Annotated in this window: 20 protein-coding genes; 6 read left to right on the top strand and 14 right to left on the bottom strand. The window is 47.2% G+C overall.

Features of this window, described 5'->3' with window-relative positions:
• Positions 1 to 445 precede the first annotated feature (445 nt).
• The 5 genes from kdsA to EII14_RS02350 all read left to right on the top strand — a co-directional run bounded on the left by kdsA (position 446) and on the right by EII14_RS02350 (position 6,513).
• Positions 446 to 1,198: a 3-deoxy-8-phosphooctulonate synthase gene (gene kdsA, locus EII14_RS02370; protein WP_124930971.1), complete on the top strand. Its 753-nt coding sequence runs from the start codon at positions 446 to 448 to the stop codon at positions 1,196 to 1,198.
• Positions 1,199 to 1,210: 12 nt separating this feature from the next.
• A complete protein-coding gene (locus EII14_RS02365; protein WP_124930970.1) occupies positions 1,211 to 2,161 on the top strand; it encodes an SIS domain-containing protein in 951 nt (316 codons plus the stop codon).
• A gap of 82 nt (positions 2,162 to 2,243) precedes the next feature.
• Positions 2,244 to 3,521, top strand: a complete 1,278-nt coding sequence (locus tag EII14_RS02360) for an acyltransferase family protein (RefSeq protein ID WP_124930969.1) — start codon at positions 2,244 to 2,246, stop codon at positions 3,519 to 3,521.
• A gap of 325 nt (positions 3,522 to 3,846) precedes the next feature.
• Positions 3,847 to 4,704, top strand: coding sequence for an enoyl-ACP reductase (locus EII14_RS02355; RefSeq protein WP_124930968.1), 858 nt, complete (start codon positions 3,847 to 3,849; stop codon positions 4,702 to 4,704).
• A gap of 282 nt (positions 4,705 to 4,986) precedes the next feature.
• The gene (locus EII14_RS02350; protein ID WP_124930967.1) at positions 4,987 to 6,513 is read left to right on the top strand and encodes a potassium/proton antiporter; all 1,527 of its coding nucleotides are present in this window, start codon (positions 4,987 to 4,989) and stop codon (positions 6,511 to 6,513) included.
• A gap of 107 nt (positions 6,514 to 6,620) precedes the next feature.
• Here the strand turns inward: EII14_RS02350 and EII14_RS02345 are convergent, their stop codons facing one another.
• Genes EII14_RS02345 through EII14_RS02335 form a run of 3 tightly spaced genes read right to left on the bottom strand, consistent with a single transcriptional unit; the run spans position 6,621 to position 8,686 of the window.
• Complete coding sequence (locus tag EII14_RS02345) at positions 6,621 to 7,376, bottom strand: ABC transporter ATP-binding protein (RefSeq protein WP_124930966.1); 756 nt, start codon at positions 7,374 to 7,376, stop codon at positions 6,621 to 6,623.
• Positions 7,373 to 8,119, bottom strand: coding sequence for an ABC transporter permease (locus tag EII14_RS02340; protein WP_124930965.1), 747 nt, complete (start codon positions 8,117 to 8,119; stop codon positions 7,373 to 7,375). The genes EII14_RS02345 and EII14_RS02340 overlap by 4 nt, the downstream gene beginning before the upstream one ends.
• 6 nt (positions 8,120 to 8,125) lie before the next feature.
• Complete coding sequence (locus tag EII14_RS02335; protein ID WP_124930964.1) at positions 8,126 to 8,686, bottom strand: TlpA disulfide reductase family protein; 561 nt, start codon at positions 8,684 to 8,686, stop codon at positions 8,126 to 8,128.
• 256 nt (positions 8,687 to 8,942) lie between these two features.
• Between EII14_RS02335 and EII14_RS02330 the strand changes: the two genes are divergently transcribed.
• Complete coding sequence (locus tag EII14_RS02330; protein WP_124930963.1) at positions 8,943 to 10,400, top strand: tetratricopeptide repeat protein; 1,458 nt, start codon at positions 8,943 to 8,945, stop codon at positions 10,398 to 10,400.
• A 1,009-nt stretch (positions 10,401 to 11,409) separates the two neighbouring features.
• On the opposite strand, the gene EII14_RS02325 is transcribed toward EII14_RS02330, so the two are convergent.
• From EII14_RS02325 to EII14_RS02275, 11 genes are all read right to left on the bottom strand, one after another.
• On the bottom strand, positions 11,410 to 12,444 hold the full coding sequence (locus EII14_RS02325; protein ID WP_124930962.1) for an isochorismate synthase: 1,035 nt from the start codon (positions 12,442 to 12,444) through the stop codon (positions 11,410 to 11,412).
• Between the two features lie 12 nt (positions 12,445 to 12,456).
• Positions 12,457 to 13,254 (bottom strand): nucleoside triphosphate pyrophosphohydrolase, encoded by a 798-nt coding sequence (gene mazG / locus EII14_RS02320; RefSeq protein ID WP_124930961.1) that lies wholly within the window; start codon positions 13,252 to 13,254, stop codon positions 12,457 to 12,459.
• Positions 13,244 to 13,921, bottom strand: a complete 678-nt coding sequence (locus EII14_RS02315; protein ID WP_124930960.1) for a Crp/Fnr family transcriptional regulator — start codon at positions 13,919 to 13,921, stop codon at positions 13,244 to 13,246. The genes mazG and EII14_RS02315 overlap by 11 nt, the downstream gene beginning before the upstream one ends.
• Positions 13,922 to 13,924: 3 nt before the next feature.
• Complete coding sequence (locus tag EII14_RS02310) at positions 13,925 to 14,929, bottom strand: FAD:protein FMN transferase (protein WP_124930959.1); 1,005 nt, start codon at positions 14,927 to 14,929, stop codon at positions 13,925 to 13,927.
• A gap of 12 nt (positions 14,930 to 14,941) precedes the next feature.
• Positions 14,942 to 15,706 (bottom strand): DUF6048 family protein, encoded by a 765-nt coding sequence (locus EII14_RS02305; RefSeq protein ID WP_124930958.1) that lies wholly within the window; start codon positions 15,704 to 15,706, stop codon positions 14,942 to 14,944.
• On the bottom strand, positions 15,663 to 16,169 hold the full coding sequence (locus EII14_RS02300) for a DUF6452 family protein (protein ID WP_124930957.1): 507 nt from the start codon (positions 16,167 to 16,169) through the stop codon (positions 15,663 to 15,665). The genes EII14_RS02305 and EII14_RS02300 overlap by 44 nt, the downstream gene beginning before the upstream one ends.
• Before the next feature lie 19 nt (positions 16,170 to 16,188).
• Complete coding sequence (locus EII14_RS02295; RefSeq protein WP_124930974.1) at positions 16,189 to 17,142, bottom strand: glycosyltransferase family 2 protein; 954 nt, start codon at positions 17,140 to 17,142, stop codon at positions 16,189 to 16,191.
• 75 nt (positions 17,143 to 17,217) lie between these two features.
• Positions 17,218 to 17,805 (bottom strand): DUF4199 domain-containing protein, encoded by a 588-nt coding sequence (locus EII14_RS02290; protein ID WP_124930956.1) that lies wholly within the window; start codon positions 17,803 to 17,805, stop codon positions 17,218 to 17,220.
• Positions 17,806 to 18,008: 203 nt separating this feature from the next.
• Positions 18,009 to 19,295 (bottom strand): MFS transporter, encoded by a 1,287-nt coding sequence (locus EII14_RS02285; protein ID WP_124930955.1) that lies wholly within the window; start codon positions 19,293 to 19,295, stop codon positions 18,009 to 18,011.
• Positions 19,288 to 23,253: a DUF4922 domain-containing protein gene (locus tag EII14_RS02280; protein ID WP_124930954.1), complete on the bottom strand. Its 3,966-nt coding sequence runs from the start codon at positions 23,251 to 23,253 to the stop codon at positions 19,288 to 19,290. Before EII14_RS02280 ends, EII14_RS02285 begins: the two co-directional genes overlap by 8 nt.
• 57 nt (positions 23,254 to 23,310) lie before the next feature.
• Positions 23,311 to 25,827 (bottom strand): ATP-dependent Clp protease ATP-binding subunit, encoded by a 2,517-nt coding sequence (locus EII14_RS02275; RefSeq protein ID WP_124930953.1) that lies wholly within the window; start codon positions 25,825 to 25,827, stop codon positions 23,311 to 23,313.
• Positions 25,828 to 26,029: the final 202 nt, after the last annotated feature.

Here is a 26,029-nt window from a genome sequence, read left to right as displayed (position 1 = left end):
ATTTGTGTAGAAAGCATTGTTGCACATATATACACAGATGTTTGCGTTGAGTGTCTACACTGTCTACATTCGACGATCAATCATCTGATAGTGAAAGTATAACGAATGTATGCAGAGGCATTTTCCGTTTGCAGCATCTGCACTGTCTTTGAGAAATCGCCGCAAGCAACGAGCTGTTGCAGGCGATGTGTGGCGTATGGTTCAAATGTATGATGTAGATGCCGTGTGATGATTGCATACATTCGTATCTCTTTGTGTAAGAGAGGGATATATCGAAAATGTAGGTTGTGTATAAGAAATAAACAAAAACACATGAGGGGGCACGATATTGCATTGCCTTAGGGTTTAGATGCGGTTTTAGAGAGAACATGGCGGTGCATTTCGATTTAATTCGTAATTTTGCACGCAATGTAAATGTATATGTTTCAATCATAGTTTCCCCTATATGTCCCCAGTATTCATAGCCGGCCCTTGTGTCATTGAAAGTTTGGAGTTGCTTGACGTCGTAGCGCGTCGGCTTGTCGAAATTCGCGAACGTTTGAAAGTGGAGGTGTTTTTCAAAGCCTCTTTCGACAAAGCGAACCGAACCTCATTGCACTCTTTCCGAGGCCCCGGTTTGGAAAAAGGTCTGCAAATGTTGGCTGACATCGGCTCTCGCTATGCCCTTCCGCTGACGACGGATGTTCATGAAAGCTATCAAGCCTCGGCCGTGGGAGAAGTTGTGGATGTGATACAAATCCCCGCTTTTTTGTGCAGACAAACAGATTTGCTGGTGGCGTCGGCTCAAACGGGACGTATTGTCAATATAAAGAAAGCACAATTTCTGTCGGGTGACGACATGAGATTTCCGGTAGAGAAATGCAGAGAAAGCGGTGCGAAAGAGGTCTGGCTGACCGAACGCGGAAATACGTTTGGTTACAATAATCTTGTTGTGGATTTTCGGAACATTCCGCTTATGAAGCAATGGGCGGATCGGGTGATTATGGATTGCACGCACTCCGTGCAACGTCCCGGAAGCGGAAACGGCACAACGGGAGGAGATCGGGAGCATGTACCCTCCATGGCAAGAGCCGCCAAGGTTTTTGGAGCACAAGGTTTCTTTTTTGAGACTCACCCTTCTCCCGACGAAGCTCTTTCGGACGGCCCGAACATGTTATATTTGAGCGAAATAGATCAACTTATTGAAACTTTAATTTAAGTCTGTTTTTTAATGTCTGTTTATAAACAAACTGCCATTCAATGTCTTCGCGACGAGGCTGATGCTTTGTTGGCCTTGATCCCGAATATTGACGATGATTTTGACAAAGCGGTGGAGTTGATCCTTTCCGCTCGTGGTAAACTGGTGGTGACGGGTGTGGGAAAAAGCGGACATATCGGCGCGAAAATAGCGGCAACGTTATCGTCTACGGGAACTCCGAGCTTTTTCATCAATCCGCTTGATGCTTTTCACGGTGATTTGGGGGTCATCGCACAGGGCGATATTGTCATGGCGATTTCCAATTCCGGGCAGACGGACGAATTGTTGCGGTTCTTCCCCTATTTGATTGCAAAGAAAATTCCCATCATCGGCATGAGCGGAAATGCTTCCTCTCTACTTGCACAATATAGTACGGTTCACTTGAATATCTCTGTCGGTCATGAGGCTTGCCCCATGGGGCTTGCTCCGACCAGCAGCACTACCGCGACACTGGCGTTGGGAGATGCTTTGGCTTGTGCATTGATCGTGGCACGGGATTTCAAAGCGGGAGATTTTGCACAATTCCACCCCGGAGGAGCTTTGGGACGTCGGCTTTTGACTCGCGCCTGCGATGTGATGCAAAGTGAAAACCTGCCCACCATAGCTCCGACGGCACAAATGGGCGAAGCCTTGGTCGCGATGACTTCGGGACGATTGGGGATGTGCATTGCTATCGAAGACCGGCGCATCGTCGGAGTGATTACCGACGGAGATATAAGACGCGGAATGGAGCGTTTCGGGGATAGTTTCTTTGTCCGCACGGTGGCAGAAATGATGAGCCGGAAACCAATTTCCGTAAGGCCGGAAACGAAGGTTTCGGAAATTGAAAATCTATTGCAACAGCATAAAATACACTCCGTGCTTGTGATCAATGATGATGAAGAGTTGGTGGGGGTAGTCGATTCGTTTAGAACGATGATTTGAGGCTGCGCGGTGTTTGGCCGAACGGCACTTTCTCTTTGTTTTCTCTTTCAATAAAAATCTTTTTTAGTTTGTCTGTATTTATATGCGCGACACCACTTTTTCCATATTGAAGGCTTTGGCCATTGTTTTGGTTGTCGTGGCTCATGCTTCGGCGCCGCTTTATGTTGCACGGTTTGCTTATCTGATCAACGTGCCCGTATTCTTTGTTTTGGCCGGATATTTCTTTGATTGGCGCAATCTGAATGAAAACTCCGCTTTTGTGGCTCGTCGTTTTAAGCGGCTTTATCTGCCGTTTTTGAAATGGAGTGTCTTTTTTCTGTTGATCCATAATCTGTTGTTTCCCCTCGGATTGCTTTCCGAACAATATGGCAACTCTGCCGGAGGAGTGACGCATCCCTATACGTGGCATCAAGCCGTGCAGAATTTGTGGAGTATTGTTTTCAACATGTCCGGATACGACGTGTTTTTGGCCGGTTCTTTTTGGTTTTTTCGATCCTTGTTTGTCGCAAATGTGGGATTTTTGTTCTTACTGATATTGCTATCGCGTGTAACTCGTCTTTATAAACCTGTTTTTAAGGCCTGTGTCGTTGCCTTTTTGATGTTGGCATTGGCCACGTGGCAACATGTGGAAGGTTTGAAAATCACCGGGCTTTTTCAAGGCGGATTTCGTGAAATCATGGGTGTGTTTTTTATGGCAACGGGCTTTATGCTGCGCGCCGCAGAGCAGAGGAATATGCCTGCGAAATTCAACCGTCCGGCAGTAAAGATGTTGATAGGGCTGTTGCCACTTGTCATTTTTACGATTTGGCATCCTGTGTCCATGAGTCCCAAAAGCACAAGTCTTTCTTCCATTTATGTGTTGTCGATCGCCGGTGTGAGCGGATTTGTTTTTTTGCAAAACCTATCGTTGTTGCTGAATAAAACGGACAATGGGATACGGCGGCTTCTTGTGTTCATCGGAGATAACAGCATCTATATTTTCGGGTTTCATCTTCTTGCGTTCAAGGTGGTAAGTGCCCTCAAAGTGGCATTTTACGGGCTTCCGTGGGTAATGGTGGGAGGGCATCCGGTGGTGACCGTTTACAAGGATGATCTCTTTTGGACGGCCTATGTCCTTGCGGGAGTCGCATTGCCTTTGCTCTGGGTTTGGGGGTGGAGAGAGCTTTGCCGGCATTATGGGGTGAAAACCGATACGATTGGCGATTGGATCCGGCTCTTGTTGAAGGTTTCGATTTTGATGTATCGCTTTGCGGTGAAGTGCTTGATTGCAGCTTATAAGGCCGTTATTCGTGGCTTTTTGGCTCTCAAACAAGGTGTGATCGACATCATCGAAGCCTCTAACCCCAAAGAGGAAGAATAAAGATCAAAGAATAGCATTGTCGCTGAAAAGGCAATGATGACGGCTCTGTGTTTCATGAAATCGGCTTGCCTCCTTTTTCGTTTATAGACGGGAAAGAGAAGATGAGCGGGCAATGGCTGTTTTGAAATGCCAATCGGACTTCTTGCCGCGAAGAAAGTTGTAGGATTATCATCTTGCTATCGCGGATTTGCAATTCAGAGATTGCGAAATTCACCGAATGCGCATCGAGAATGCCTGTTCCGCTTTTTATTTGTTGTTGAAAATGCACATTTTTCTTACTTTTGCGCATTAGAAACCTAATTACTTAAAGTATATTCGTACTTTTATGACACATAATCTTTTGAAAGGTAAGCGCGGTATCATTTTTGGCGCGCTCAATGAACACTCCATCGCATGGAAAGTTGCTGTGAAAGCAGTGGAAGAAGGAGCTACCATCACGCTCACCAATACGCCCGTAGCTTTGCGCATGGGAGAGCTCAATGCTCTTTCCGAGCAATTGAATGCTCCCGTCATTCCTGCCGATGCTACCAGCGTGGAGGATCTCGAAAAAGTTTTTGCAGAAAGCCAACGCTTGTTGGGCGGAAAGATTGATTTCGTTTTGCACTCTATCGGCATGAGTTTGAATGTTCGCAAACAGCGCACATACGACGATCTTGATTACAATTATCTTTCGAAAACGCTTGATATTTCCGCATTGTCTTTCCACAAAATGCTGCAAGTGGCAAAGAAACAAGACGCCTTGAATGAATATGCTTCCGTGGTGGCACTTTCTTATGTTGCCGCTCAGCGTACTTTCTTCGGCTACAATGACATGGCCGATGCCAAGAGCTTGCTTGAAAGTATTGCGAGAAGTTTCGGCTATATCTATGGCCGCGAAAAGAATGTGCGCATCAACACCATTTCTCAAAGCCCCACTCCCACAACGGCAGGTAGCGGCGTGAAAGGAATGAACGATCTCATGGATTTTGCCAATAAGATGTCTCCGCTCGGTAATGCCACGGCAGAAGAGTGTGCGGACTATACGATCATGATGTTCTCCGATTTCACGAGAAAAGTGACCATGCAAAACCTGTATCACGACGGAGGATTTTCGAGCATGGGCATGAGCATGAGAGCCATGAACCAATACTCAAAAGGCACCGAAGAGTTTGAGGACGAAAATGGTAAAATCATTTACGGATAAGATGATCCTTTGGTAATCTGCCCACAATAAAGACCGCTTCAACATCAAGAGTATGTCGAAGCGGTCTTTGTATGTGGGAGAGAATATACTTCTTCGGATTTTCTTTGTTCGTCTTTTATTGTCGATGTTTTCACCGGTCTTTTCTTGCAAGGTATTAAATGACCGAATTTGTATATCTCGAAAAAAAAAACTAATTTAGCAGTTCGAAAAAGAAATAGGGCAGTGTTGCGGCTTTTTCTTTCGAATTTTGATAAGTGAATTTGATTATCTCTTTAATATAATATGCTCTTTAATCCCGAAAACTTACTTCTCCTAAGCGCTTTACTTGTTTTTATCAGCATTCTCATCAGTAAGACGGGGTATCGCTTCGGCATTCCGACACTTTTGTTGTTTCTCTTTACCGGTATGTTTTTCGGTAGCGACGGACTTGGTTTGCAATTCGACAGTCCGAAAGGAGCACAATTTATCGGAATGTTTTCGTTGAGTATCATTCTTTTCACGGGAGGAATGGATACTAAGTTTCGGGACATTCGTCCGGTGGTCGGCCCCGGCGTGGTGCTGTCTACACTCGGCGTTGTGATGACAACGGCACTGACAGGAACTTTTGCTTATGTCCTTTCGTTCTTTCCCGGATTTAATCTCGAATTATCTATTGTAGTCGCCATGTTGTTGGCGGCCACAATGTCGTCCACAGACTCTGCCTCCGTGTTCAGTCTTCTGCGTTCGCAGGGCATAGGGCTTCGCCACAATCTTCGACCGGTGCTTGAACTTGAAAGCGGTAGTAACGACCCTATGGCCTATATGCTGACCATTGCTTTGATGGAGGTCGCCGTATTTCCGGGAGAATTTTCTTTTGTTTCGTTGTTGTCGAATATCGGTTTGCAATTTGCGATCGGCGGCATCATCGGGTATTATGGAGGGCGAGCCAGTGTTTGGTTGATAAACCGTATAGACTTACCCAATGCCACGCTTTATCCGGTTTTGCTGCTCAGTATAAGTTTCATTCTTTTTACCGTAACCGACCTGACCAAGGGAAATGGTTATTTGGCCGTTTATATTGCCGGGCTTGTTGTGGGAAATGAGCGTTTGTCTTATCGTCGAGAGATGACGACTTTCATGGAAGGAATGACATGGCTCATGCAAATTATCATGTTTCTCACACTCGGTTTGTTGGTCAATCCTTCCGAATTGTTTGACGTGGCATTGGCTTCGTTGGCCATCGGGTTCTTCATGATGTTTGTGGCACGACCGATCACCGTATTTCTCTGTTTACTACCATTCGGAGCAATACCTTCGAAAGCCAAGATCTTTTTATCGTGGGTCGGGCTGAGAGGGGCTGTGCCGATTATCTTTGCAACTTATCCATTGATACATGGAGTAAGCCATGCACCGATGCTATTTAATATTGTGTTTTTTATCACTTTATTGTCTCTTTTATTGCAAGGAACAACGATTTCCATGTTTGCAAAATGGCTAAACTTAGATACGCCACCCGAGAAAACCGGCAATGAGTTTGGCATAGAACTACCGGATCATCTGCCTTCACGATTGAATGAAATAGTATTAACCGAAAAACAACTGTTGAAAATTCAAGAGCGAAAAGCAACACTGCCGGCCGATACGTTGCAAAGTGAAATGGATGTATTGGCGTTGCATCTCCCTCCTGTTCGATTGTCTGATTTGACTTTTCCGACAGGAACACTTGTCATGCTGATCAAGCGCGGAAGCAGTGTCATAGTGCCCAATGGTAAGATAGAACTGCATCCGGAAGACATACTTCTGACCATAACGCATGATGATGAAATTTGAATTGGCGATAGTCGCGTCACATTTTCACGATGTGCCGTTCTATCCTGATTTGTGTTTTTCATCTCGAAGTCAAAAAGAGGCGACATCATTTTGATGTCACCTCTTTTTTATATTGCATTTTCCTTTACCTTTCGGAAAAGATCTGAGGCAAAAATAAAGCTGTTCAAACGTTCATTTTCTGCCCCCATTACTTCGTCTTTCGAACCCTCCCATTCACGTCGCCCTTCATACAGATAGAGGATATTGTCTCCGATTCCCATGACGGAATTCATGTCGTGAGTGTTGATGATCGTTGTTGTCTTAAAATCAAGAGTAATGGAGTGGATTAAGTCGTCGATGACCAAAGAAGTCTTGGGGTCTAACCCGGAATTGGGTTCGTCGCAAAACAAATATTTGGGTTGAAGTGCGATGGCGCGTGCAATGGCGACTCGTTTTTGCATCCCTCCCGATATTTCTCCGGGATATTTGTGGGCGGCATCGGTCAGGTTCACTCGATCCAAACAAAATTGTGCTCTCTTTCTGCGGAAAGCATAACTCTCCTCGGAAAACATGTCCAGAGGAAACATCACGTTTTCCAATACGGAAAGACTGTCGAACAATGCCGCGTTTTGAAAAATCATACCCATTTCTCGCCTTAGAGCCATGCGCTCTTTTTTTGTCATTCGGACAAAGTCGCGGCCATCATAGAGCACTTTTCCCGAAGTGGGTTCAAATAAGCCTACGATACATTTCATCAACACGGTCTTTCCCGAACCCGATTGTCCGATGATGAGATTTGTCTTTCCCGACTCGAAAGTCGTCGAGATGCCTTTCAGCACTTTTTTGTCTTCAAAAGATTTTCGAAGTTCAAACAATTCGATCATGATAACAGTTGGGTGAGAAAAAGATCAGAAAAGAGAATGAGCATGGAAGACGTCACGACCGCATCGGTGGATGCCTTGCCGACTTCTACCGATCCGCCTTTAACACGATAGCCATAGTAGGCCGACACACTCGAAATAATAAATGCGAAGAAAACACTTTTCACCACTCCCATCCAAAAATACCATTGATTGAAATCATATTGTATGCCTTCCGTGAGATGAGCCGGTGTCAGAATATGCCCGATATAAGCCGTTGCATAGGCACCGATAATGCCACTTGTGGTAGAAAAAACCACCAACAACGGAATCATGGTCAGCATGCCGATCAGTTTCGGTAAAATGAGATAGGAAGCGGAGTTTATTCCCATAATTTCCAATGCGTCAATCTGTTGAGTGACGCGCATTGTCCCGATTTCGGAAGCAATGTTGGAGCCGACCTTTCCTGCCAAAATCAGACACATGATCGAGGAAGAAAATTCGAGCAACATGATTTCTCTGGTCACATATCCGCTTACCCATTTGGGCATCCATGCGCTTTCGATGTTAAGTTTGATTTGGATACAGATGACGGCACCGATAAAAAAGGAGATGAGCAAAACAATACCGATGGAGTCCACCCCCAGTTGTGCCATCTCTTTGACATATTGCTTCCAGAACATACGAAAGCGCTCAGGGCGCGAGAAAGTACGAGCCATGAGCACTAAATATTCTCCGAAAGCGTGCAAATAAGAAGTGAGAAGCATTACAGCTTATTTGGTTAAAGCAATTTCAATGCTGTTTTCTATGATTTCATTGCCGGGATAACCGCCCTCCGTGACGTTTGAAAAAGCTTCGCTACCGTCTTTGTTCAATACGAGATAGGCCGGAATGCCGGGCATGCCCAATTTCATGCTTAATTCTTGCCATTGCTTGTCGCTCAAACGATAGTGATTTCCGTCAATGGAGGCAATAAATTGTTTCCAATCGGCTTCGGGTGATGTTTCGCCGGTGATATAGACAAATTCAACTCCTTTTTGTTTCAATCCGGGTTTGATTTCTCCCAGCATCTTCATGGCAGACCTGCAAGGCGGACACCATGTAGCCCAAAAATCGATGAGAACGACTTTGCCTTTATAGCTCTTTTTAATTTCTTCGAAGGCTTCAATACCCGACAATTGACTGTTTACCGTTTTAATTCGACTGTCTGATTGAGTGGCGGTTGTTTGCTCCGACTCTATGGCATCTTGTTGAGGAATAGTCGGATTTTGTTTGGCGCAACTTGTTGTTACTGCCAGCAGCAATCCCCCCAATAAAAAAAATGATTTCTTCATAATTGAAAACTGTTATTTGGATAACTTTATTCTTGTATTAGTAGGGTGCAAATATACTCTCTTTTATTGATAAAAAGTCGTCTGACTGCCGGAATGTCTGCCTATAATGTTTAAAAAACTCTTATTCTTACATTTTTTTTAGGCAAAGCCCTTATGATTGGGGAGAATTATCTATATTTGCAGTCGTTTTTGGGAGAAAAGATTGTTTTTGAAATCTCGAATATCATAAAAACGAAACTAAAATATTATAGCCAATATGAAGAAAAATCTCATGCTCTCGCTCATGCTTGCGGCCTGCTCTTGGATCGGCTTTGGCGAACTACAAGCACAAACCACTTCGGCTTTCGAAGCTCCGGAAATGAAAACGGAAATTCAAGCCATGGCGGACGAAGTTATTTCATTTCAACTCAGCGACCCTGATGCCGCCAACAAAACATTTAGTAAATTGCTCCGTAAAGTTCGTAATGACAAAGAGCAATTAGTGGCAGTCGGAGCTTTTTTCTTAAACAAGAACATCTATCCTTGTGCTCGTCAATGTGCACAACAGGTCTATACCGTTGATCCTGCCTATATTCCCGGATTGATGCTCAGCGGCCATGTTGCCATGTTGCGTAAGGATTGGGGTACGGCCGGACAGAAATTCGATGAAATTCTCAATTATGAGCCCGAAAACATTGAAGCACTTCGCCTCAATGCGCGTGTTTACAAATATGTGAATACGATTGTGGCCAAAGAGACATTGGCAAAAATCATTGCCCTGAACCCCAAAGACGTCGCTGCCTACAAAGAACTGGGTGACATAGCTTATCACGATGAAGACTACAAAGAAGCCGTAAAAGCCTATCAGTCTTTCTTCGAACAAACGCCCAATCCCGGAGTCGAAGAATTGCGTGCCGGCGAAAACTATTTGCTTTCTTTGATGAACCAAAAGGATTTCTTTACCATCAAGGAAATGGCTGCAAAACTGTTGCCCATTGATCCGAAAGACCTTGTGGTGCGTCGCATGAAGTTCTTCTCGGAAGTAGAAACTTTCGATGCCGCTTCTGCAGAGTCCATCAAATATCTCACGGAAAAGCAATATGACGACAGCCTTTATCTGTATCTTGACTATCTCTATGCCTCTATTTATGCTTCCGAATTGCTGAACAATGACAGCACGGCCATTGAGTATCTTCGTCTTGCCTTGCAAAAGGATGAGGCAAAAGCCGATGGATATAAGAAATTGGCCAATTTGCTTCGTAAGAACAAACAACCTTTTGAAGCCATTGACGTATACAAAAAATATCTTTCACTGCTCGGAGATAAAGTTGATGAAGCCGAGAAATTCGGATTGGCGAATATTTATATTTCCGCCAAAGAACTTGCCGAAAATACAGAGGATCGTATGAAGTACATCCTTGCCGGCGATAAAATTTTTGCCGAATACATGGAGGCACAACCCACCAATTACAGAGGCCCTTATTTCCGCGCCACTCTTTGGATTACCAATCCGCAAGAAGCAGAAGAAAAGCCTCGTGAATATTACGCACAAGCCGTGGAATTGATCGGAGATAATGCAGACTATGCTACCCACAAGAAGCGTGCTTTGCAATATCTCATGATCTATGCTTTGAAGACTAATGACGATGCCACTTGCAAGAAATATGTGGAACAAGTCTTGGCACTTGACCCTGCCGATCAATTGGCAATTCAAATCCAAAAACTTCTGCAATAATCGTCAATCGATTATTTGGAAATAAAACTTGCCGATAAAACAAGTCATTACAATAAGATTTGTTTTATCGGCAAGTTCTTATATGAACGGCCATCGGAGTTGGTAAGAGTCGTATTTTGACTCCAACTGCTACACTGATTTACTTTTTGAATAGGAAATAGTCCATAGCAAAATACATCCTCCACACAACAATGCCTCTTCAAAACCGCCTCAAATTTCCGTGATGTAGCCGAATGCGCTCTTTTTGCTGAACATCAAATGGGGGGAGGTAAGAGAGGGCTCATAATGTAGGCTTCCCAAGTGTTTATCTTGTAAAATCGCTGAAAAACCTACACGATACACTGAAATGCTTTGATTTTCAGTGATATGCGAGTGTATCTGACGGTAACCTAATATACACGGAAAGAGGTTAAGTGTATGATACACAGATAAAAAGGAATGTAGACTGATTTTACCAAAACCTACACTGTCTACATGAGTGATTGCGGGCAGGCGCACGACTGCCCGATGCCGTGTGTAAGTTGTGAAAACGAATGTAGTTGAATTTTCGTATTGTCTACATTCGCAATTCGCTATATATCTGTTGTTTATGAGGTAAATGTAGACAATGTAGATAAATAAAAGAAAAAGTCTTGGTAGGGCTGAAAGTTACTTCTTTTTGGGGGAGAATTGCTTCATCTCCTCTGCGGCTTGTCCGAATATGCTTTAATGTGTCGGAGCGAATTTTACCCAAGTAGTAGTGCCAACGGAGTAACGAGTAGAAAAAACTATCACAGACCTAATTTCCGCAAGTTACCATTTGCTCCTCTTCTTGATGATCAAGACTTTTGACCTTTGTATAGAGGTCTTTTCTTATGTATGGGAGGCCTTTGCCGTGCCCTTTGCCACCAAGAATAGAATTTGCCGACAGACAACTTCTATGTTCGGGAGTGAGTTTTACAGCGTATGAGGAGAATTTGTTTTTGTCGATCTCTTTGGAGTGTTTTTTTGAAGAACACCGCTTATCGAACTATTGCAAAAGGTGAAGCATCGTTTTCATCTTTCGATGCGTTTCGACCCATTCTGTTTCAATATCACTCGATCGCAATAACCCTCCGCCGGCATAAAGCGTGCCCGTATTCTCATGTAGTGACATGCAGCGCAAGGTGACAAAGAGGTGAGTGCCGGCGTCCGACAACACGGGGCCGGAGAAGCCGGCATAATATTTTCTGTCGTGGTCTTCTATTTTGGAGAGCAGGCAGGAGGCTTGATCGGTGGGGAGTCCGCATACGGCCGGAGTAGGGTGGAGAGCCTCTATAATGTTGCCCAACAAATTAGAAGAGGGTAGTGGGGTCGTAAAATCGGTACATAAATGCACAAGATGAGCCGCTTGTTTCAAATAAACGGCAGATCGCGAATGCGGCAAATGGAGTTGTGTGAGTTTCTCTTCAATATAATCGGCCACCATGGCCTGCTCTGCTTGGTTTTTTTGCGACCAAGCCTCGGGTAAAAGGTGTCCGCCTTCTTCCACACTCATGGTTGCAGCAAGCGCCATGGTGTGCAGACTGCCGTTCTTTTCTTCCAATAAGAGTTCGGGAGTTGCAATAAGCCATATTCCCCACTTTTTGGTTTCGATGAGGGCAATAAAAGCATGCGGATAGTTATTGCAGGCTGCGATAAACAAGTTTTTCCGATCTTCTTCGTCAATGATGCTGTCGAGATGAAGCGTGAGGCGTCTGGACAAGACAATTTTCCGAACGCGATTGTCTTCCAACTGTTTCATACATTTGGCAAAAGCCCTTTGATAAGCCGTGCGTTCTTGTTCTGCCGTGTCGGTATAATCTATATGCCGCGCCGAAAAACGCTTGGGCAGAATCCATGCTTTTTCTTCCTCGGGTCGAAATAAAAGGATGGGGCTTTGTGAAGACGGAGAGAATGGAGAAAAAACGTATCCGGGAACATTGCCGATTTCGGTATATGCGCCGAGTTGCGTCACTTGTTCTCCGCAAAACAATTCATGCACCACTTTATCTTCGGGCAGTCGAAACAAGATGTGGTTGGACATTTTTCTCTCGGATTATTCGTTTCGTTTGGCTTCTTCCCAAATTTCATCCATTTCGCTCAATGTCATGTCGGTCAGAGAGCGGCCTTGTTTGATCGTTTTTTGTTCCAAATAGTTAAATCGGCGGATGAATTTTTGATTGGTACGTTCGAGTGCGTTGTCGGGATTGATTTTGTAGAGGCGGGCGGCATTGATCAATGAAAACAAGACATCACCAAATTCTGCTTCGGCTTTTTCTTTTTCCATATTTTCCACTTCGCGTTCAAATTCCTTGATTTCTTCTTTTACTTTCTGCCAAACCTGTGTTCTTTCTTCCCAATCGAAACCGACATTGCGTGCTTTGTCTTGAATGCGATAGGCTTTGATGAGTGTGGGTAAAGATGCGGGCACTCCGCTGAGCACACTTTTGTTACCGTCCTTTTCTTGTTGTTTGATTTGCTCCCATTGTCGGCTTACTTCGGAGGCGGTTTCGAGCGATGTGCCTTCCGAACCGGCCGGCGGATAGACATGAGGGTGGCGGAAAATCAGCTTATCGCAAAGTTTATGACAAACTTCGGCAATGTCGAAAGCCTGCTTTTCTTCGCCTATTTTTGCATAGAAGCAAACATGCAGGAGCACATCTCCCAATTCTTTCATGATTTCCTGCTCATCGCCTTTCAGTAGAGCATCGGATAGCTCGTAGGTTTCTTCGATCGTGTTGGGGCGTAGTGATTCGTTGGTTTGCTTGCGATCCCACGGACATTTTTCGCGCAACGTGTCGAGCACGTCAAGCAGGCGTCCGAAGGCAGCCAGTTTTTCTTCTTTATTGTGCATGTTGAATGAGTTTTTCGAGAGAGGGGATAATGATGTGTCTGCGTCGCAGTTCAATAAGACCGTTTTCTTTCAACGTGTTGAGCATCTGCGAAACGCGCAATCGGGTCGTTGTCAGTTCTGCTGCCAGCGTAACCATGTCGATGATCAGTTCTTTTTTTCCGGCAGGACGAGAAGAACGCATCAGGAGAAAATGCAGAAACTGTTGGTGCAACGTCTGAGGGAGGGGATGAAACAGTCGTGTTTCCCAAAGGTGCTGTGCCGAACACACCATGTTCAAAAAGTTGATGTGGAAAGGTATGTTTTTGAACAGGATGTCGCGCACTTCGTGTTTGGGAACGATGAGCAACTGCACTTCCGAAGCGGCGGTGAAAGTTGCCGAATGGCGAGGCCGCAAGCCGAAGAGGCGTTCGGGCTGCATGACGGTGGGTGTGGACGAGTATTCTTTGAATAAATAGCTGCCATTGTCACAGCGCATTTCTTTGCACACGACCCCGGAGATCGAACACATGAGTTGCTCGCAGGGGTCACCTTCTTCGAGAAGGTTTTCTCCTTCGGCCACGGTGCGAAAGTCAAAATGCACTCGTTCGGCAATATTCATGAAATCGTCGGTGCTCAACCCTTGAAAGAGCTGAATGCTGACGAGGCGGTGAAAGAAACGATTTTCCACGTCTTATTTTTGTAAGTGTTTTTTCATACCTTCCGACATCCAAGTGTGCAAGGTGCCGTCGGGGGAGGCAAAGATCAGGTAGGCGTCTGCATCGGTGTGGGAGGACACGAAAGTCTTGGCTTTTTCGACGCCCATCACCATAAAGGCGGTGGCCAAAGCATCGGCACGGGTACACGAGGAAGCCACCACGGTGGCCGAGAGCAAAGAGTGCTGCACGGGATACCCTGTTTTCGGATCAATGGTGTGGGCGTATTTTTGTCCGTCTTTATAGTAGAAATTGCGATAATTTCCCGATGTGGCCACAGCTTTGTCCGTGAGTTGGATGATGCTCTGTATTTCGTTGTTTGTTTGGGTGGAGTCTTCCACGGGCTTGTTGATGCCCAGACTCCATGGCTTTCCTTTGGGATTTTTTCCTTTTACAACAACCTCTCCTCCGATTTCTACCATGTAGTTCGTACATCCTTTTTCAGACAAGAGTTTGGCGATGCGATCTACCCCGTATCCTTTGGCCACTGCGCCGCAGTCGAGTGCCAAGCGCGGATCTTTTTTGGAGAAAGCATTGTTGGCGATGTGCAGTTTTTCGTAACCTACGAAAGCCTTCAACGAGTCGATTTGCGACGGGGTCACGTTTTCTTTGTTTTTGAAACCGAAGCCCCAAGCGTTCACAAGAGGTTCGACGGTGATGTCGAAAGCTCCGTCGGTTTGTGCGGCCAGTTGTTGAGAGAGCTTCACAACTTCCTCAAACATTTCGTTGGGAACGTAAGTTTCGTTGCGGTTGAAACGAGAAATGACACTTGTGTCGTTGAATATGGACAAGGCATGATCGACCTTACGGAGTTCTTCGATAATTTCTTGATCGAGCTGTTGTGTTCCGGCATACTTGACGTGATAGGTCGTTCCGAAAATACGCCCCTCGCTGGTGTGATAGCGCGAACGAGATAGGACAAAAAATGTGCCGATGACCAGAAACAAAAGAAACAGAACGGCGAGAATGCGTTTGCGAGTCATGAAAGAAGAGGTTTATGGCTTATGTTTGAAATGCGTGAGATCGAAAATGAGATTAAATGTTCCTCCGAGTGTAGACGAAGAGCTGTTGCGGCCGTAGCCGGGGATATACCATGTTCTGCCCGTCGGGCTGCGCTTTTCGTAAATGCGGCGACGATAGCGCACCGACCACCCCAAATGAACGAACTTCCAAATTTGAGATTCCAACCCGAATGTAAGTTCGCCCCAATGGGCATTTCCGTTCAATGCCTCGAAATGAAAGGGAACGGTGTTTTTCCAATGAACGTCGATGATGTCGGGGCCGTTCAGGTCGTAGCGGAAAGAAGAAAATCCGTAGCGTGCCCCGACGAAAACCCGGTTTTTGGAACTGCGGTCTTTTTTGAGATTGTAGTCCATACCGACACGCAGATAGGGCGACCGTGTGACGAAGTGCAACCCGGAGGTTTCTCCGGTGTGGTCGGCGCGTCCCTGTCCGGCTTCGATGAGCGGAAAGTAGGTGTTTCTAAGGTTAAGGCGCAACATTCCTTCATATTGCCCCCACGCCGTGGCATTGGCCATGGCTGCGCCGGCAAGATCTATCGAAACACTCAAACCGCCCCAAAAAGGGACAGAGCGATTTTTGTAGGCCAGAGCCAACTTCTCGGCGGCTTTATCAACAAAGCGTATGCCTTGAACGTCGGCGGAGTTTGTGGTGTCGGTGGGAGTTTGTCCCATCGCAACAAGCATTCCGCCGAAGCTACTGCACAGGAGTGTGAAGATAAACTTTAAGATTTTCAACATCTTCGTATTGAACATTGGGGTGAGTGACAATCACGCTGTCTATGGAGAGGAGCGATGAAGAAGAGCTTCTCGGCTTCCACATCAACGAGCGAATGGTGTGGAAAGTGGCGGCCGGACAATCGAGCGATTCGAAGTGGGCTTGCCGGGCGTGATCGATGATCAGCGTGTCGGTTTCCGTTTCGCTTGTGTTGGCAAACGTGAGCAGAAGTGTGTCTTTGTCCGAGGCTTGATTGAGCGGCAGTTGCATGGCGGAGATCTTGATTCCTTTGTTGAAAAGCAGGTGTTGGCTGCCGTTTTTCAAGCCGTACACCGAAAGGGTGTCGGTGATCGAATGCTTCTTTTGTGTTGATGATTCCACGAAGTTCAGCGTCATCAGCACTTGGTTGTCCAAGGGGCAGTCGATGTTGGAACATCCGATCAACGACAACAAAAGGAGCGAAACTGCGAGAGTCTTACGAAACATGGCGTGGCATGTGAACGGTTTAGATTTCTTTTTCAATGTGATAGTCGTTTCGGCCGGCGGCGTTGCGACTGATGAGTTCGCCCAAAAATCCGGCCACGAACAGCTGCGTGCCCAGCACCATCATAGTGAGTGAAATGAAGAAATAGGGCGAGTTGGTGACAAGAGGAGCCGGTGTGTGGGTGTAGAGGTGGAAGAGTTTTATACCTCCCACAATGACGATGGCCACGAAGCCGACAAAAAACATCAGCGTTCCCAAAAAACCGAAAACATGCATCGGTTTCAGTCCGAAACTGTTGAGAAACCAAAGAGAGAGCAGGTCGAGATAGCCGTTTACGAAACGGTTTAATCCCATGAATTTCGACTTTCCGAATTTACGCGCCTGATGTTGCACGACTTTCTCGCCGATGCGGTCGAAACCGGCATTTTTGGCGAGATAGGGGATGTACCGGTGCATTTCGCCGTAGACTTCTATGCTTTTCACCACATCGCGGCGATAGGCTTTCAGCCCGCAGTTGAAATCGTGGAGGTTGGGTATGCGGCTCACTTTTCGCGCCGTGGCATTGAAAAGCTTTGTCGGAATGGTTTTGGAAATAGGGTCGTAGCGTTTTTGCTTGTATCCGCTCACCAAGTCGTAGCCTTCCTCTTGAACCATGCGGTAAAGATCGGGAATTTCGTCGGGACTGTCTTGCAGATCGGCGTCCATAGTGATGACCACATCTCCTTTGGCCGCGCGAAAACCGCAATACAATGCCGGGCTCTTTCCGTAATTTCTGCGAAATTTAATACCATGCACGCTACTGTCTTTTGCCGACAATTCTTCGATGATTTGCCATGAATGGTCGGTAGAACCGTCGTCTACGAAAATCACTTCGTGCGAAAAGTCATGGGCTTGCATGACGCGTTTGATCCAAGCGTAGAGTTCGGGAATGCTTTCGTCTTCGTTGAACAAAGGTACGATGACGCTGATATCTATATTGGAATTGGTGTTCATAAAAAGAGGAAGATGATAATAAACAAGGCAAAAAGCAGGGGCACTGTCCGACGACAATCATCGTCTAGGGCGGCGTATGTTGACCACACCTCCCAAAATGGCAATCAGAGGTGAAGACAGCAGGTGGAAATATACGATCAAGGCCGCATACGTTCCGGAGCTTATGGTGCGCAGTTCGTCGATGAGCTGTACGATTGTCTTTCCGCCCGTAGCATCTGCGATTTGACGGTTCATGCCCGACGTTTCGAGGACTTGAACCATTTCGGGGCGCGACACTTGGGCTTGATAAAGGTCGAAGATGTGTCCGTTGTCAAAGAAGGCTATGTAGACGAAAGTACCCACTCCCGCCCATAAACCGGCGTACAACACGGTGAGCAAGGTGTGAGAGAAACCTCTGCTGAAAGAAAAAGTGAAATGAGGACTTACTTCACGACGAAATCTTGCAGTCAGAAAACATGCCAATATCGGGAAGTTGAGCAGTAGAATGAGGTGAACGTAAGACAATAGCGGAGTGGAAAGACCGGCAACAAAAACAGATAATGTCAGAATGGAGTAGGCGCCTTGGATCATGCCGTTTTGCATGGCAAAAGCATTGGTCTGCTTGAAATTGATTTGGCGCATTTGACGGATTTCTTCGGGTGTCATGTGTCGAAAAGGAATGGAGAAAAATAGTAAGGAGAGAGATTATTTTAGGTAACGAGTAGAATTTTCTAACTCAGAGGTAGGGTTTTCTTAGTGCCGGGTAGAAAAAACGGACGCGGCGTGTGGCAGATTGCGGAAAGGCTCGTGAGAACGCCGTCAAGTTGCGAGTCCGTCAGAGAGCCTGCCTCTATGGGGGATAATGGATTTTATTGAGATTGAACTAATTTCTTGCCGAAGTCGTCGGGTACGGCAATCATGGCGGCGGCAACAAACGAGATCGGAACTAAGAACATGATGAAAATAAAGCTATTGTAGTAACCCAGATTGTCGGAAATCCAACCGGAAACTAAGCCGGGGAGCAGCATGCTCAAAGCCATGAAACCGGTGCAAAGGGCGTAGTGTGCGGTTTTTGATTCTCCTTGTGAGAAATAAAGCATGTAGAGCATATAGAGCGTGAAGCCGAAGCCATAGCCAAACTGCTCGATGCCGACAGAAACATTGACCCAAAATAAACTTTCCGGCTGGAAGTAGGCCAAAAGAATATAGAAAAAATTGGGGAGCGACATGGCCATTACCATTGGCCAACGCCAACGCTTGAAACCATCGCGAGCAACCACAACACCCCCGAGAATACCGCCGAGCGTAAGCCCGACAACACCTACCGTGCCTTTTACAAGACCAAATTCGGAGGTGGTCAAGCCCAAACCGCCCAAACTCATCTTTTCGGAAAAGAAAAGAGGAGTGATCTTGACGAGGAGGGCTTCGGGAAGCCGATAGAGAAGCAAAAAAGAAATGGCAATAAACGCTTGGGGCTTAACGAGAAAAGAGCGGAACGTTTCCATGAATTGTCGAAATACTTCTCGAGCATTTTTTTCTTCTTTCCCGACGCTGTGATCGGCTTCCAATCGTGGCAATACGATTTTGTGATAGAGCGAACAAAGGAGAAATATTCCGCCCAAAAAAGCGAAGCCCCAACTCCAAGCCACAACGGCCTTTCGGGTGTAGACCTCAAATAAGCCGATGAGCATGAGGAGCAAACCTTCCGTGAAGATCGTGGCCAACCGGTAAAAGGTGCTGCGCACGCCCACATTGAGCGCTTGCTGATGCTCGTCGAGAGCAATCATATAGAAACCGTCGGCGGCAATGTCGAGTGTTGCACTGCTGAACGCGATGACCCAGAGAAAAGCAATTGAGCATTGAAGAAAAAACGAGGTGGGGAGCGTGAACGCCAAACTGCCCAACGATACGCATATCGACACTTGCATGGTCAGAATCCACCAACGTTTCGTTTTGAACATATCGACAAAGGAACTCCACAAGGGTTTCAGCATCCATGGAAGGGCAAGACCGGAAGTATAGGCCGCGCATTCGGTGTCGGAAAGCCCCATGCGCTTGAACATGATCAAGGCCACGGTGTTGACAACGGCATAGGGAATGCCCTCAACGAAGTAGAGAGAAGGAATCCAAGTCCAAGGATGACGCGCTTTATTCATAGCGGCGGCTGATTTCTGCGTTGTGGTAATAGTGGAGTAAGATGTTGCGATAAGGGTGTCCGGCGGCGGCCATGGCGGCGGCACCGATCTGACACAGTCCGACGCCATGCCCCCAACCTGCTCCTGTCAAAACAAAACGTTGCGGTATGCCATTGACGTCGATGTCTTTCTTGTCGATCACGAAAGCCGAAGAGTAGAGGTGGGAGTCTGAAAGAATGCGACGTATTTCCAACTCCTTGCCTATGGTCATGGTCTTTTTCGTGCCCACAATTTTGAGGCGGACAATGCGGCCGCTCGTTCCTCTTTCCACTGCTGTCAAATCGAGAATTTCCCCAAAGTCCGTTTCGCTTTTCCGAGAGATGATGGAAGACAATTCCGATTGCGTATATACTGTTTGCCAACGGAAGAAATCGGTGGTTTCTTGGTCGTAGTCTTTCAACACTTGCGAGAGCATTTGGCGGTCGTTGGTGTTGCAAAAAGCTTCGGGTCGATTGCGTATCCATGCCTCTGCGTGAGCCTCGACCGTGAGGTCGGGGAAAGAGGTGGGATGCTCTTCGAAAACGCAGGGACTGTCGGAAGAGGCTTGAAGATATTCTTCATCTTTATCTTCCCAACAACTTGAAAATCTCTCTGTTATTCCTCCGCAGCATTTGGAAAATCGTGCATCGCAAATTGTGGAGTTGTACATCAGCACTTGTCCGCGCGTTTCGGCAATGGCTTTCCGAACCTCGGGACGCATGACTGTGGGAATGCCTTGGTATCGTTGGCAGTGGTCATCGGCACAAACGTCAAAAAGCGTGTGATCTTCGCGATCGTACCAACGGATATATTCATCCTCCTTTCGCTGGAAAGAGAAGAAATCACTGCTTCCGGCATGTTGGCGACTTCTGCGCTCTTCCATTTGTTTGAGCAGCCAACTCCGACTAACCACAGCATGGGCTTTGAGTAGCTCGAAAGACGATAAAGGGCTCATTTCCGAAGAAATAACACTCTCCAAGTAGAGTTCGGCAGGAATATGGTTGATGGCAATCAGCTTCTCCTCATCCACAATAAAGCTGAGCGTTCCGTGGAAATGTTGTGCCTGATGACGCTCCCAATGGAAATTGATACCGATGGCGACATTGAGCAGTGTGAAATTGGCTTCTTCGAGAGGAGTGGAAGGGCGGAAGTTCAGTTCGCTGTACACGTTGCCATTCCATAAGATTCCGCCGTCTCGATATTCCACGGTTTGCCGGCCGCCGGCCGCTTCGCCTTTCGCTGCATAAGGCGTGTTGAGCACAAACGTTATTTTCTCGGCACTCATGATACCGACTTGCACGATCGGCTCAGTGGCATCGACAAATCCCTCGGGCTCGTTTTGTCGGGGATTGCGACGCTTTTCCTTGTGCAGTTTGTTGGCGACTTGTGTCACTTCGCTGTCGGTCATGGCGACTTCTTTCAATATCCCCACAGCCTGTTTTGAAGTGAGGCGTTCGAAGTCTTCCGGGCGCGGCGTGATGATAAGCCCTCCCATGTCTATTGCGCCGGGAGAAATGAGCATCTTGTTTTTCCCTTCGGCAAAGTAGCAGTCGGGACGATGTTTGCGGCGTGGAAAAACAACGACGACCAGCGTTTTTTTGTGCGTGCCTGCTCCTTTTTCCATCCATGCCATGAGGTTCATGTCGGGTTCGTTTTCTCCTTTTTGAACGGGCATGGCTTCAAAGAGCTTTTGTAGCAACTTTTGATTGCATTCGGCTTCTTCTCCCAAAACCACAAAAGCCGGGCAGGCATAATCGCGAAGCAAATAAATGCCGGAGCGTTTGTCGGTATAGCCGGCCTCTTCGGTCTCGGCTACTTCCTCGGTTGTCAGGGGGTAGATGCGTTCCAAACGTCCTTCATATTTTGCCCAATCGCGTTCGATCGGAACAATTCCTCGACCGCCGGCTTGAAAATGGGCGTGATCGGGAGCCGAAGCCCCGCAACGTGCACCATTGTAGAACACAAGAAAATCGGGAAGGGATTGCGCCATTTTGCAGAAAGCACTGAGGTGTTCGTCAATCTGTTGAGGTATGTGGCGCCGGGTGGGAATTGTGAGATGATAAGGGAGAATGGGAAAAGGATTGAGTAACACTTGATATTTCCCCTCGACCGACAAAGAAAGTTGCTCTTCGGGGCGATTGTGATCGCAAAGAAAGCAAGGACGTTTTTTGAGGTGCTTGCGATTGATGTTTGCACCGGTCGAAATGATGCGTACAGGGTTGTGTTGTGCTTCGAGGTTGAACTCTTCCGTGTGCAACGGCTTGATTTGAATTTGGTCGGAGAGGGCTTCAAAACGCTTGCGCACTTCTTCCCAAACGGTCAATTGTTTGTGAAACAAATTCAATACTTCTTCCTCTTTCAACGGATGATTCCAAAGAGCGTTCATACGTTGGCGTGCTCGGATTTCGAGCGTTCGCAACTCGTCCTTATAGGCGTTGTTGGCGTTCACTTTCTCGATACTCAAAGCCGCATCCGAATTTCCCTCCCATCTTCGGCAAAGATACAGCTCGTCGTAGATGCGGCCGATGCGGTAATGGCGCGAAAGAGCCAGTCCGAGGGCGTAATCTTCGCCATAGCTGGTGTTGGGAAAACCTACTTTTCTGAGAATTGCGGTATTGAAAGCGCGAGGAGCTCCCAAACCATTGATACGCAAAGCATTGTTTCTGCCATTGTCGGGTGACCATTCCGTATGGGCGATCAGGCCGGGAGGTAGGGTTTCGAGAGAGAAGTTCACCATGCGATAGGCACCGATGACCATCGCGACTTTTTGTTTTTGAAAGACCTCTACGATGCGCGAAAGGGTGTCGCTTCCGCTGTATAAATCGTCGGAGTCGAGTTGTATGGCATATTGTCCGCAATGATGAGAACGTATGGCCAAATCCCAGCAACCGCCGATCCCCAAGTCCGTACGTTCGGGATGAAGCACCACGACGCGTTCATCTCTCTCGAAGCGAGAGAGGGCTTCCTTTGTGCCGTCTGTGGAGTGATTGTCCACAATGATAAGATTAAATGAGAAGTCCGTGTTTTGCGATAATACGGACTCCACGGCGTCGCAAATGGTATGTACGCGATTTCGTACGGGAATAATGACCGACGCCGTAACGGGAAACTCCTCCGTCGTCGTATCCGATTGCAGATTGTCGAAAGAGAGAGGTTGCACATCGGTGGTGTCGGGTTTTGTGTCTTCGGAGGAGGAAAATCCGGGAACCTCGTCGAATTCGTCGGGAGCAAGCCATGCACCGATATGTTTGAGATGAGTGGTACAGGCACGTTCCATTTCGACTTGCACTTCTCGTGCAGCAGGATTTACGTAATCAAATTGTTTTTCACCGCTTTGTCGTAAATCTGTTTGTACTTCCGTATAGAGGGTTTCGCGTAGGTGCAACAGTTTTCCATGACGGCTCAGAAACAAACGAAAAGCATAGAAAGCGGCAAATTTATAACGGCTTTTGCTTTCTGCGGAAAACCTTCTCAACAAATCTCCGCGCACCAGCCAAAGGCCTCCGAAGTCGAAATCATCGCGAATGGAGCCGAGTTGATAATCAATGACGGGATGATGCTCGGCGGTTTGATGATTGTGGTCTTCGTTGAATTTTATTTCCCGGCGGTCGGAGTAGACCATGGCCGCATCGGAATCGCGTGCCACTTGGAGCAGGCGTTCCAAACAGCGATAGGCCGGCCGGAAACTTGTGGGCTTCAAGAAAAGGGCTACATATTCGGCCGTGCTTTTTTGTGCAATGGTTCGGAGCGTTTTGGAAGACGTCAAAGAATCTACACAAATAAAAGAATCTATACCCGTTGAGGGAGACATGCTCCGCCCCATATCTTCATCGAACACAAGGGGGTAAAACATAGCACCTTCCGTTTCGCCTAATCGGGCAGCCGCTTGCAGGTCGGCGAGGTTTGAACAGGCAACGAATATGTCTATCGAGGTTTGCATGGTAAAGGTTTTTGCCGCCGTTCTCCGAAGAGGACAGCGGCATTGTTCCTAAGGGATTTATGAATGATCGGAAAAAGATAAGTGCAACTTGTCTCCGCTTGGAGCCAGTTCCACATGAAGGTGAGTGCCCTGTTGGCCGTCAAGAAAAAGGTCGCAGACGGGATCTTCGATCAATTCTTGAATGGTTCTTTTCAGAGAGCGCGCGCCATATTGAGGCTCATAGCCTTTTTGGGCGACAAAGGCAGTAGCTTCGGGGGTGATGTGGAGCGTGTGGCCGGTTGAAGCCAAACGATCTGCCAACGCCTTGATTTCCAAATCGGCAATGAGGGTGATGCTGTTTCGATTGAGCGGCTCAAACATGATCACATCGTCAATTCTGTTGAGAAACTCCGGAGCAAATTGACGTTGAAGAGCTTTGCGAACAATGCTTTCGGCGGCATCGGCACTCAAACCCTCTTTGGAAGCGGAGAAGCCTATGCCGGCACCAAACTCTTTGATTTGTCGACTTCCGCTGTTGGAAGTCATGATGATAATGGTGTTTCGGAAATCGACGGTCGTTCCATTGCCGTCTGTCATTCGTCCTTCGTCCATTACTTGCAGAAGCGTGTTGAACACGTCGGGGTGCGCTTTTTCGATTTCGTCGAGCAAAATGATAGAGTAGGGGTGTCGGCGCACTTGTTCCGTGAGCTGCCCTCCTTCTTCATAGCCTACGTAACCCGGAGGAGCTCCGACCAGGCGTGAAGTGGAGAATTTTTCTCCGTACTCACTCATGTCGATGCGTATCAAGGCGTCTTTTCTTCCGAACATAAATTCGGCAAGCGTCTTGACCAAGTGGGTTTTACCTACTCCCGTGGGGCCTACAAACATAAATGTTCCGATTGGGCGATTGGGGTCTTTAAGACCGAGGCGGTTTCGAGTGATGGCTCTCGTGAGGCGTTCTATGGCTCGGTTTTGGGCAATCACTTTTTCCGACAATGCCGTTTTCATGCCTTTCAGTCGGATGTTTTCCGACTCTTTCATACGTTCGGCCGGCACTCCGCTGATCATAGACACAACGCCCGCAATATCGTCTAAATCCACCGTGACGCGGTGATTTTTCAGATCTTGCTGCCAATTTTCTTTCAAACCTTTCAGCTCGGCTTCGGCTTGGGAGAGTTGATCGCGCAGATTTGCCGCCAATTCATATTCCTGACGGCTTGCGGCGGCTTCTTTCAGCGTTCGCAAATTGGTGGTTTCCACCTCTTTTTCTTCAATCTCTTTCGGCACGCGAACGTTGAGCAAGTGTACGCGGCTTCCGGCCTCGTCGAGCGCATCAATGGCTTTGTCGGGCAGGGAACGATCCGCGATGTATCGCTCCGTCAGGCGGACGCAGGCTTCGAGAGCCTCGTCAGTGTAGATCACGTTGTGGTGATCCTCATAGCGATCCTTGATGTTGCGAAGGATTTGCAGCGTGTCTTCGGGTGAAGTTGCTTCGAGCTGAATCTTTTGGAAGCGACGGTCGAGTGCACCGTCTTTTTCTATTGTCTTTTTGAATTCGCAGATGGTCGTAGCACCGATGCACTGCACTTCGCCTCGTGCCAAAGCCGGTTTTAGAATGTTGGCTGCGTCCAGACTTCCCGGTGCGCTTCCGGCTCCGATAATGGTGTGGATCTCATCGATGAACAAAATGATTTCACGGTGTTTTTTCAACTCGTCAATCAGTCTTCTCAAACGCTCTTCAAATTGTCCGCGATATTGAGTTCCGGCCACAATGGTGGCCATGTCGAGAGAAACGATGCGCTTGTTGGCAAGAAGATGAGGCACTTTGTTTTGAACAATCAATTGAGCCAGGCCTTCGACCAAAGCACTTTTTCCGACGCCCGGCGCACCGATGAGAATGGGATTGTTCTTTTTGCGACGCGACAAAATTTGCGCCATGCGTTCAATTTCGTCGTGACGCCCCACAATGGGATCGAGCACACCTTCTGCGGCTGCACGCGTGAGGTCTGTGCCGTAATTGTCGATAATAGGCGTGTCTTGCGAACCGGCGGGAGCTGTGGTTGTGGTTACTCTTTTGTCTCCGGATCCGCTTCCTTTTCCCGTCGTGTTTTCGTTGCTGTCGTCATCCGCCAGCCCCAAACTGCCATGCGCGGGCTGTACTCCCGATTTGAGATTTAAGAGATGAATTGCTTTTTTATAGTCTATATTAAATTTGCTCATGGCTTTGCAACCTTCGTTCACGTGGTCGCGCAACAAAGCGAGCAAAACGTGTACGTCGGTGGCTTCTTCTGCTTTTTGAAGACGTGCTTCCAATTGAGAAAGACGCAAAATACGCTCCACTTCCGGGTCAAACGGTGCGTCTGTTTCAGATGTTGTTTCGTTTGTATGAGGAGGCAGACTTTCTTGCAAAGCGGCGCGAAGAGTTTCTGTCGGTATGCCAAAGCGTTCGATCATTTTGTGAGCCGCACATTCTTCGTCGCGGAGAATGCCCAACAAGAGGGCAATCGATCCCACTCCGGAAAGCTTGCAGCGTCGAGCCTCCAATTGCGAAAGATGAAGGATGTGAGCGATTTTCGGCGATAAGTTTTTCGTCATAGTTCGTGTTTTGTATCTTCTAAACCTACTTAGAGATATGCAAAAGTACGAAAAACAAATGAAAGTCCTTCCTTTTGCGCGCTCCGGATGCGTTAAAATGAAAAAAAACACCTAAAAACTTTGTGCGCAGAGAAAAAAGCCGTAATTTTGCACCGCTTTTAGGGTTCATCGTGTCGTTTTTGGACGACTGCGTGTCCGAAAG

This window comes from Alloprevotella sp. OH1205_COT-284, assembly GCF_003859795.1.
Lineage (GTDB): Bacteria > Bacteroidota > Bacteroidia > Bacteroidales > Bacteroidaceae > Alloprevotella.
This window is presented reverse-complemented; position numbering and strand designations above follow the sequence as displayed.

What these genes read in the sequence shown, in the direction of transcription:
- EII14_RS02280 (WP_124930954.1), bottom strand. Translation starts at nt 23,253, where the DNA reads ATGCAAACCTCGATAGACATATTCGTTGCCTGTTCAAACCTCGCCGAC.
- EII14_RS02330 (WP_124930963.1), top strand. Translation starts at nt 8,943, where the DNA reads ATGAAGAAAAATCTCATGCTCTCGCTCATGCTTGCGGCCTGCTCTTGG.
- EII14_RS02365 (WP_124930970.1), top strand. Translation starts at nt 1,211, where the DNA reads ATGTCTGTTTATAAACAAACTGCCATTCAATGTCTTCGCGACGAGGCT.
- EII14_RS02300 (WP_124930957.1), bottom strand. Translation starts at nt 16,169, where the DNA reads ATGTTTCGTAAGACTCTCGCAGTTTCGCTCCTTTTGTTGTCGTTGATC.
- EII14_RS02325 (WP_124930962.1), bottom strand. Translation starts at nt 12,444, where the DNA reads ATGTCCAACCACATCTTGTTTCGACTGCCCGAAGATAAAGTGGTGCAT.
- EII14_RS02290 (WP_124930956.1), bottom strand. Translation starts at nt 17,805, where the DNA reads ATGACACCCGAAGAAATCCGTCAAATGCGCCAAATCAATTTCAAGCAG.
- EII14_RS02350 (WP_124930967.1), top strand. Translation starts at nt 4,987, where the DNA reads ATGCTCTTTAATCCCGAAAACTTACTTCTCCTAAGCGCTTTACTTGTT.
- EII14_RS02275 (WP_124930953.1), bottom strand. Translation starts at nt 25,827, where the DNA reads ATGACGAAAAACTTATCGCCGAAAATCGCTCACATCCTTCATCTTTCG.
- EII14_RS02310 (WP_124930959.1), bottom strand. Translation starts at nt 14,929, where the DNA reads ATGACTCGCAAACGCATTCTCGCCGTTCTGTTTCTTTTGTTTCTGGTC.
- EII14_RS02305 (WP_124930958.1), bottom strand. Translation starts at nt 15,706, where the DNA reads ATGTTGAAAATCTTAAAGTTTATCTTCACACTCCTGTGCAGTAGCTTC.
- mazG (WP_124930961.1), bottom strand. Translation starts at nt 13,254, where the DNA reads ATGCACAATAAAGAAGAAAAACTGGCTGCCTTCGGACGCCTGCTTGAC.
- EII14_RS02335 (WP_124930964.1), bottom strand. Translation starts at nt 8,686, where the DNA reads ATGAAGAAATCATTTTTTTTATTGGGGGGATTGCTGCTGGCAGTAACA.
- EII14_RS02340 (WP_124930965.1), bottom strand. Translation starts at nt 8,119, where the DNA reads ATGCTTCTCACTTCTTATTTGCACGCTTTCGGAGAATATTTAGTGCTC.
- EII14_RS02285 (WP_124930955.1), bottom strand. Translation starts at nt 19,295, where the DNA reads ATGAATAAAGCGCGTCATCCTTGGACTTGGATTCCTTCTCTCTACTTC.
- EII14_RS02360 (WP_124930969.1), top strand. Translation starts at nt 2,244, where the DNA reads ATGCGCGACACCACTTTTTCCATATTGAAGGCTTTGGCCATTGTTTTG.
- EII14_RS02345 (WP_124930966.1), bottom strand. Translation starts at nt 7,376, where the DNA reads ATGATCGAATTGTTTGAACTTCGAAAATCTTTTGAAGACAAAAAAGTG.
- kdsA (WP_124930971.1), top strand. Translation starts at nt 446, where the DNA reads ATGTCCCCAGTATTCATAGCCGGCCCTTGTGTCATTGAAAGTTTGGAG.
- EII14_RS02355 (WP_124930968.1), top strand. Translation starts at nt 3,847, where the DNA reads ATGACACATAATCTTTTGAAAGGTAAGCGCGGTATCATTTTTGGCGCG.